The organism is Streptococcus infantis (assembly GCF_001579645.1).
Classification (GTDB): domain Bacteria; phylum Bacillota; class Bacilli; order Lactobacillales; family Streptococcaceae; genus Streptococcus; species Streptococcus infantis_E.
Genome location: NZ_KQ970818.1, coordinates 392,955 through 400,833, shown reverse-complemented (window position 1 = coordinate 400,833; position 7,879 = coordinate 392,955). Strand labels below are relative to the sequence as shown.

Annotated in this window: 7 protein-coding genes and 1 pseudogene; 2 read left to right on the top strand and 6 right to left on the bottom strand. The window is 42.2% G+C overall.

The genetic code is table 11. The annotated features are described in order from the left end of the window. The 6 genes and pseudogenes from carB to SINDD18_RS01905 form a co-directional block, all read right to left on the bottom strand. Positions 1-1,043, bottom strand: a 1,043-nt coding sequence (gene carB / locus SINDD18_RS01930) for a carbamoyl-phosphate synthase large subunit (RefSeq protein ID WP_081108250.1), incomplete at its 3' end; no start/stop codon positions are given. Positions 1,044-1,484: 441 nt separating this feature from the next. Next, on the bottom strand, positions 1,485-2,564 hold the full coding sequence (locus SINDD18_RS01925) for a carbamoyl phosphate synthase small subunit (RefSeq protein WP_061862899.1): 1,080 nt from the start codon (positions 2,562-2,564) through the stop codon (positions 1,485-1,487). A 48-nt stretch (positions 2,565-2,612) separates the two neighbouring features. Beyond that, on the bottom strand, positions 2,613-3,536 hold the full coding sequence (locus tag SINDD18_RS01920) for an aspartate carbamoyltransferase catalytic subunit (protein ID WP_061862898.1): 924 nt from the start codon (positions 3,534-3,536) through the stop codon (positions 2,613-2,615). A 20-nt stretch (positions 3,537-3,556) separates the two neighbouring features. Further along, positions 3,557-4,078, bottom strand: coding sequence for a bifunctional pyr operon transcriptional regulator/uracil phosphoribosyltransferase PyrR (gene pyrR, locus SINDD18_RS01915; protein ID WP_000644748.1), 522 nt, complete (start codon positions 4,076-4,078; stop codon positions 3,557-3,559). 209 nt (positions 4,079-4,287) lie between these two features. After that, positions 4,288-4,918: pseudogene (nth, locus tag SINDD18_RS01910) on the bottom strand (endonuclease III). Beyond that, on the bottom strand, positions 4,919-5,461 hold the full coding sequence (locus tag SINDD18_RS01905; RefSeq protein ID WP_061862897.1) for a YceD family protein: 543 nt from the start codon (positions 5,459-5,461) through the stop codon (positions 4,919-4,921). Positions 5,462-5,628: 167 nt separating this feature from the next. On the opposite strand from SINDD18_RS01905, the gene SINDD18_RS01900 reads away from it, so the two are divergent. Together SINDD18_RS01900 and SINDD18_RS01895 are read left to right on the top strand one after the other, a co-directional pair. Next, the gene (locus SINDD18_RS01900) at positions 5,629-5,958 is read left to right on the top strand and encodes a hypothetical protein (RefSeq protein WP_061862896.1); all 330 of its coding nucleotides are present in this window, start codon (positions 5,629-5,631) and stop codon (positions 5,956-5,958) included. A gap of 338 nt (positions 5,959-6,296) precedes the next feature. Then, the gene (locus SINDD18_RS01895) at positions 6,297-7,856 is read left to right on the top strand and encodes an ATP-binding cassette domain-containing protein (protein WP_061862895.1); all 1,560 of its coding nucleotides are present in this window, start codon (positions 6,297-6,299) and stop codon (positions 7,854-7,856) included. Positions 7,857-7,879: the final 23 nt, after the last annotated feature.

Below are 7,879 nucleotides of genomic sequence, written 5' to 3'. Positions count from 1 at the left end.
GGTTCAAACATGGCATAAGTTGAACCTGTAACTGGGTTGATGACCTCATCCAAGGTCAACCCTACCGCAATCTTAGCAGCCAATTTAGCAATTGGGTAACCTGTTGCTTTAGAAGCAAGGGCTGAAGAACGAGATACACGAGGATTTACTTCGATGACATAGTACTTAAAGCTGTGTGGATCAAGCGCAAGCTGAACGTTACATCCGCCTTCAATCTTGAGAGCGCGGATGATGCTCAAACTTGCATCTCGTAGCATTTGGTTTTCATAGTCAGACATGGTCTGCGCAGGGGCAAATACGATCGAGTCCCCTGTATGAATCCCAACGGGGTCAAAGTTTTCCATGTTACAAACAACAAGGGCATTATCAGCTGAGTCACGCATGACTTCATACTCAATTTCCTTGAAACCAGCAATGGAACGTTCAATCAAACACTGGGTAACAGGTGACAACTTCAATCCATTTTCAGCGATTTCACGCAATTCTTCCTCGTTGGCACACATACCACCACCAGTACCACCTAGGGTAAAGGCTGGACGAACGATAACAGGATAGCCGATTGACACCGCAAAGGCAACAGCTTCTTCCACTGTGTTGACAATTTCAGATTCAGGGATTGGCTGCTCAAGCTCTTCCATCAATTGTTTAAAGAGGTCACGGTCCTCTGCTTGGTCGATGGCAGATAGTTTAGTACCCAGAAGTTCAACACCAAGTTCATCTAAAATACCATTTTTAGACAATTCCATGGCCATATTAAGCCCCGTTTGACCTCCAAGTGTTGGAAGCAAAGCATCTGGACGTTCCTTACGGAGAATACGCGTCACAAACTCAAGTGTAATCGGTTCGATGTAAACCTTGTCCGCAATCTCCTTGTCCGTCATGATGGTTGCAGGGTTTGAGTTCACCAAGACAACCTCATAGCCTTCCTCTTTCAAAGACAAGCAGGCTTGGGTCCCAGCGTAGTCAAACTCAGCAGCCTGACCAATAATAATCGGACCAGAACCAATCACCATAATTTTTTGAATATCAGTACGTTTAGGCATAGTTTATGATACAAAGCCCGTAAAGAACACAGTGAAAATAGGAAACTCGGTGCAGACGCCTTTAGCGTCAAGACGATGTTTATCTTTTTCACACAGTTCTTAGGGCGTGTTCACTTCCGCGAACAATGTATCTTCTCCTTTCTATTTGGCAACTCTCGGGTTGCCATTAAATAAATTCTCCGACGATTTTTTAGAGAAACGATCATTTTCGATAAAAATCTAGTGCAGGGAGTTTTTAGTTCGCCTGAAAGCGACTAAAAGAAACGGCCTGCCTTTCTATTCGGCAACTCTCTGGTTGCCATTAAATAAGATACAAAGGACGATAAGAAAGCGACTGAATTTTAGGAAACCAAGGATAGCAATCCTTCCTTGGTTTCTCTAAATTCCGAGCTTTCCGTCCGTGTTCAATTCCATGAATTCTCCGACGAGTCTTACTCGTTCTTAGTTGGCTTGTTTAAAAGCTTCCATCATCTCGATAAACTCGTCAAAGAGGTAGCTAGCGTCGTGTGGCCCAGGAGCTGCGTCTGGGTGGAATTGTACAGAGAAACCTGGTTGGTATCTGTGGCGAACTCCTTCAACTGATTTGTCATTGATTTCTTCGTGGGTAATGATCAAGTGCTCTGGCAATTCTTCACGACTGACCGCATAACCATGGTTCTGGCTAGTAAAGTCTACTCGTCCTGTTGCGATTTCACGGACCGCGTGGTTAAATCCACGGTGACCAAATTTCATCTTATAGGTCTTGGCACCATTTGCCATGGCAAAAAGTTGGTGCCCCATACAGATACCAAAGATTGGAATCTTCCCTTGCACACCACGAATCATATCGAGGGCCTGGGGAACATCTTCTGGGTTTCCTGGACCGTTTGACAACATGACGCCGTCAGGGTTTAGGTGAAGGATTTCCTCTGCCGTTGTAGTATAAGGAACGACCGTTACATTACAATCTCTCTTAGACAATTCTCTTAAGATTGAATGCTTGAGGCCAAAGTCAACGAGTACCACACTTAAACCTACTCCTGGAGCTGGGTAAGCAGTTTTTGTTGAAACCTGTTTGATATTATCAATTGGAAGAACGGTTGCTTGAAGCTGATCTGTGATGTGATCGATACTATCTCCCACATGTGTCAGAGTGGCTCTCATAGTCCCATGTTTGCGAATGATTTTTGTCAAAGCGCGTGTATCAATACCTGAAATACCAGGGATTTTCTTAGACTTCAAAAATTCATCCAGCGTCATCTGGTTGCGCCAGTTACTAGCTCTACGAGCTTCTTCAAATACCACTACACCTTTACAGGTTGGAATGATAGACTCGTAGTCATCACGGTTAATCCCATAATTTCCAACCAAGGGATAAGTAAAGGTTAGGATTTGCCCATTGTAAGACTGGTCTGTAATGGATTCTTGATAGCCGGTCATCCCTGTATTAAAGACGATTTCACCTGTTACATCAATATCTGCTCCGAAGGCCTTGCCTTCAAAAACAGTGCCATCTTCTAATACTAGAAGTCGTTTTGTCATATAGTCACCTCTCGTGGACGCTCTCTGGCGTCTTTTAACGTCTTGTGTTTATTTTGCTTTTCTGTATGCCAGAACAGACTCTAAGATTGCCATTCTGACAAATACACCATTGGTCATTTGTTGGACAATGCGTGATTTTGGCGCTTCAACTAAATGGTCTGCGATTTCGACATCACGGTTGACTGGGGCAGGGTGCATGAGAATTGCTTTTTCTTTCAAGCGATCATAACGCTCTTGCGTCAAACCATGTTGCGCATGGTAGCCTTCTTTTGAAAAGACCACTCCACTATCATGACGTTCATGCTGGACGCGAAGGAACATCATGACATCCACCTGATCAATAATCTCGTCAATGCTTACAAACTGACCATAGTCTGCGAATTCCTGACTTCTCCATTCCTCAGGACCTGCAAAGTAAAGCTCTGCGCCTAAACGTTTCAAAATTTGCATATTTGATTTGGCTACACGTGAGTGGTCCAGATCCCCAGCGATAGCGACCTTAAGCCCCTCAAAATGGCCAAATTCTTCATATATTGTCATCAAATCAAGCAAGCTCTGACTTGGATGTTGCCCTGAACCATCTCCACCATTAATAATGGAAGTCGTAATGGTTGGACTGGCAATCAACTCTCTGTAGTAGTCAACTTCTGGGTGACGGATAACACAGGCATCCACTCCAAGTGCAGACAGTGTCAAGATTGTGTCATAAAGAGTTTCGCCCTTGTTAACTGAACTCGTCTTCACATCGAAATCGAGTAAATTCAGTCCCAGCTTAATCTCTGCTACTTCAAAGGACTTGTGCGTACGAGTCGAACTTTCAAAGAAAAGGTTGGAAACGATATGCTGGTCCTCATAGGAAGTCTGCGCTCCATTCTTAAATTCGATTCCTCGTTTGATCAATTTCATGACCTGATCTACAGTAAGGTCTTCCATAGAGACCACATGTTGCAAAGCTTGTTGATTTTCTGACATGGTTAACTCCTTTTTGCTATCTATGCTTCTTCGGTAATAAGAACTCTATCTTGTCCATCTAGTTCTGCCATCTCTACGATGATCTCTTCAGAGCGACTAGTTGGAATATTTTTCCCAACATAGTCTGGACGGATTGGAAGCTCTCTATGTCCGCGATCCACTAGAACTGCTAAACTCACACGAGCAGGGCGACCATGGCTGACGACGTTGTCAATAGCTGCACGAATGGTACGACCTGTATAGAGCACATCGTCCACTAAAATGACTTCCCGGTCTGTCACATCAACAGAGATTAAAGAAGTATCTTCACCACTTTTAACATCGTCACGGAAAGGTTTGGTGTCCAGCTCTACCACTGGAACTGAAAGAGATTCTAACTGTTCCAAGCGTTCTTGGATACGACGAGCGATAAAGACACCTCGCGTTTTAATACCAGCCAAAACGATTTTGTTCAAATCTTTGTTTCGCTCAATAATCTCGTAAGTAATTCGAGTAATCGCGCGTTTGACGGTCAATTCGTCTACAACTTCTTTTGCCTTCATGACAAACCTCCAAAAAGAAAAGTCTCCTTAACAAGGAGACTTCAGAATGTATAGCCAAGCGAGCCCTACCGCAAACAGTATAGACTTAACCCTTCTACTTAATCCAGCTCCTTGTCTGCCTCACGGGACAGGTTTAAAGGAATATTTTATTGTCATTACTATATCACAAAGACCCGTTCAAATCAAGTAAAAACATTCATTATTTTCACTTATAACGAACTAAAATCATATAATTGAGGATAGTGATCGCATTCTGGATTTTTTTGGATGACAGATAGCCCGTCCAAAGTATATCATGGCTTGGTGGGCTGCCAACCATTTCTCTGGTGGCAGAATGTCCATGACACGTTTTTCTACTTCGAGGGGTGTAGCCGATTTTTTGACAATATCATGATGCTTGCAGATACGCTCAACATGAGTGTCCACTGCAAAGGCTGGAATCCCAAAGCCCACGCTCATGACGACATTTGCTGTTTTGCGACCAACACCTGCTAGGCTTTCTAATTCCTCGCGAGTCTGAGGTACTTGTCCGTCAAAATCGTCTAATAGTTGTTGGGCACATTTTTTAAGGAATTTAGCCTTATTTCGATACAGTCCCAGACGAGAAATGTGTGAAGCAATTTCACTTTCAGTTGCGACAGACATGGCTTGAGGCGTTGGAAAAGCAGCAAAGAGACCTGGTGTAGCCTTGTTGACAGCAGCATCTGTCGTCTGGGCTGACAACATCACTGCAACCAATAGTTCAAAGTGATTGGTAAAATCAAGACTAGGCTTAGCATCTGGAAAGAGGGCAATGATTTCCTCTATGACATGACGGGCACGTTTCTTGGATAAAACCATCTACTCGTCTCCATCAAATAGTCCTTGCAAGCCAGCAAATGGACTGTTTTCTTCTTTCTTGACTGCTTGTTGAGCTTGGTACTCCTCCTCTGTCATGATTTGCCAGTCATTACCTGAAACAAATCCATGACCAGCTTCTTCTTCAGCGGTCAAGACTTTGATTGGAATGTTTAGCAAGATATTATCTGACACACTCTCAGCAAGGTCGATTTCCCCATTTTCGATAGGCAAGACCAAGTCATCATCTAAAACTTCCTGATCTAGTTGGTTGGTTGCGCCTTCCATGAAAACCTCTGTCACTGGATAAGACTCTGCCAACTCAACTGGCTCCATACTGCGACTGGAAGCAAGGACAATGGTGTAAGATAGTTGATAATCTAAGAAATACATGCGGTCTTCGTATTGGACCTTCCCTACCGCAAGGATATCTTTGACATCTAAAATTTCTTGATTACGGGCACGTAAGTCTGATGCCAGGTCTAAAGCTTGTTCAAAATGTAGGCCTTCAGGCTGCTTACGAATTTCTTGAATATTTAACTTCATATTTCCTCCATAAAGATTTACTCACTTGATTATACCATGAAAAGGCTACAAGACAGCCTTTTAAACCTTGATATTAAAATCTCCTTTTTAACATATTTACTATGACATATTTTCTGTTTCGTGCTATACTATAGGCAAGAATACATCAGAGCAAGGAGGATGCTCATATGGACGACAAAGCACTAATCAACCAAGCTTACCAACTCCTATCCGAATTAAATAAAAGCTACCAAAGCTGCAAACAAGGTACAGCCGATGATTTCCGTCTACAAGAACTGCTGAACAGCACTCTCAAGGAACTTAAAAAAGCGGAAAAGCTTGACAATAGTATCTTAATCGACCTTGAGAAATTTTACCAACGCACCAGTCTTCTGATTGGATTAGGGAGCCTAAAACTAAACGATCAAGCACGCACCGCTTGGCGAAACTATGACAAGTTCCATTACGAGCATGTCAAACACGTACTGACTCTCTATGGACCTGTTTTTGGATTTTAGAGTTTAAAATTTTGGATTTACTATTGACAAAATATCCTTAAAGGTATAGGATAGAGGTACTAATACTCGGAGGTAAGGGAGACATGAAAAACTAAGTCTATCAAATAAAGAACTTTATTTAGTAGATCTTGTTTTTGTCTCTTTTTGCATGCTCTTTTTGTACTAGATTTTCTAGTACTTTATCCTCTTTGAAAATCCAAAAAACTAGAAAGCTAACCATCTGATCCTCTTAGGTTGGATAGGGTTAGACGGACCTAGGTTGACAAGATTTTTGACATGGATAATGGCGTTCTTGACAGTGACTTTGGGCTCTACTAGATAAAGTAGAGCTTTTTGTTATGCACTATGGACATTCTAGAAAGGGCAACAATATGATAAAAATCAATCATCTGACCATCACACAAAACAAAGATCTACGAGATCTTGTATCTGACTTAAGCATGACTATCCAAGACGGGGAAAAGGTTGCTATTATTGGTGAAGAAGGAAATGGCAAATCAACTTTGCTGCGAGCTTTAATGGGGGAAGCATTGCCTGATTTCACTATCAAAGGAGAGATCCAGTCTGACCTTCAGTCACTGGCCTACACTCCCCAAAAGTTACCTGAGGAGCTAAAAAATAGAACTCTACACGATTACTTCTTTTTGGATTCTACTGATTTAGACTACAGCATTCTTTATCGTTTGGCGGAGGAGTTGCACTTTGATAGCGACCGTTTTGCTAGCGACCAAGAAATTGGCAGTCTATCAGGGGGCGAAGCTTTGAAAATTCAGCTCATCCATGAGTTAGCCAAACCCTTTGAGATTCTATTTTTAGATGAACCTTCAAATGACCTGGATCTTGAGACGGTTGATTGGCTAAAAATGCAGATACAGAAGATGAGGCAAACCGTTATTTTCATTTCCCATGATGAAGACTTTCTTTCTCATACGGCAGATACTATTGTCCACTTGCGACTAGTCAAGCATCGGAAAGAAGCGGAAACGCTAGTCGAGCATTTAGACTATAATCGCTATAGTGAGCAGAGAAAGGCTAATTTTACCAGACAAAGCCAGCAAGCTGCTAACGACCAGAGAGCCTATGACAAAACCATGGAAAAACATCGCCGAGTTAAGCAAAATGTAGAAACTGCTTTGAGAAATACTAAAAATGATGTTGCTGGGCGTCTACTGGCTAAAAAGATGAAAAATGTGCTCTCTCAAGAAAAACGATTTGAAAAAGCAGCTCAGTCCATGACCCAAAAGCCACTTGAAGAGGAACAAATCCAACTCTTCTTTTCAGATATAGAGCCATTAGCGGCTTCAAAAGTCTTAGTTCGACTGGAAAATGAGACTTTATCGATTGGCGAACGAATTTTGGTTCAGGGGCTACAATTAACTGTCCGTGGTCAAGAAAAAATCGGCATTATCGGTCCTAATGGCGTTGGCAAATCCACTCTGTTAGCAAAGTTACATCAACTACTAAACGACAAAAGAGAGATCTCGCTTGGATTTATGCCACAAGATTACAAAAAAACATTGCAATTGAATCGATCACCAGTTGAATTTCTCAGCCAATCTGGACATAAAGAGGAAGTACAGAAAATCCAATCTCACTTAGCTAGTCTCAACTTCAGCTATCCAGAGATGCACCACCATATCCACTCCTTATCGGGCGGTCAACAAGGTAAACTCCTTCTTTTGAATTTAGTGCTGCGAAAACCAAACTTTCTCCTTCTGGATGAACCCACACGAAATTTTTCTCCAACTTCTCAACCAGAAATCAGAAAACTCTTTGCCAATTTCCCTGGTGGTCTGGTCACTGTTTCGCATGATCGACGTTTCTTAAAAGAAGTCTGCACGAGTATCTATCGTCTGACAGAGCATGGTTTGGAAGTAGTCGATTTACAAGATTTATAAATGTAGAAAATCGCAAAAGAGGC

Excerpts from the sequence above, each read along its gene's own strand:
- SINDD18_RS01905 (WP_061862897.1), bottom strand. The coding sequence starts at position 5,461 with ATGAAGTTAAATATTCAAGAAATTCGTAAGCAGCCTGAAGGCCTACAT.
- SINDD18_RS01895 (WP_061862895.1), top strand. The coding sequence starts at position 6,297 with ATGCACTATGGACATTCTAGAAAGGGCAACAATATGATAAAAATCAAT.
- pyrR (WP_000644748.1), bottom strand. The coding sequence starts at position 4,078 with ATGAAGGCAAAAGAAGTTGTAGACGAATTGACCGTCAAACGCGCGATT.
- SINDD18_RS01925 (WP_061862899.1), bottom strand. The coding sequence starts at position 2,564 with ATGACAAAACGACTTCTAGTATTAGAAGATGGCACTGTTTTTGAAGGC.
- SINDD18_RS01900 (WP_061862896.1), top strand. The coding sequence starts at position 5,629 with ATGGACGACAAAGCACTAATCAACCAAGCTTACCAACTCCTATCCGAA.
- SINDD18_RS01920 (WP_061862898.1), bottom strand. The coding sequence starts at position 3,536 with ATGTCAGAAAATCAACAAGCTTTGCAACATGTGGTCTCTATGGAAGAC.